This is a genomic window from Bradyrhizobium sp. MI1.11, from assembly GCF_055811255.1.
In genome coordinates this window covers 1-215 of record NZ_JBVVPM010000259.1, presented here as the reverse complement: position 1 = coordinate 215, position 215 = coordinate 1, and the positions used below count along the sequence as shown (strand labels likewise).

The window sequence follows — 215 nt, the reverse complement described above, 5'->3', positions numbered from 1 at the left end:
GACAAATTATTGTGCCCGAGCAAGACCTGGATGATCCGGATATCGGTTCCGTTCTCGAGAAGATGCGTCGCGAAGCTGTGGCGCAGTGTGTGCAGCGTGACGCGCTTGGTCAGGCCCGCAGCCTTCACCGCCGATCGACAGGCTGCGTGCAACACGGTCTGATCGATCGGATGATCTTCGTCACGACCAGGGAACAGATAAAGCCGCGGCCGGGC

General features: G+C 60.0%; 1 protein-coding gene. It reads right to left on the bottom strand.

Going from position 1 to position 215, the window contains the following annotated elements; translation table 11 throughout:
- A partial coding sequence (locus AC0L30_RS43285) for a tyrosine-type recombinase/integrase (protein ID WP_473406824.1) occupies positions 1 to 215 on the bottom strand: 215 nt, incomplete at both ends.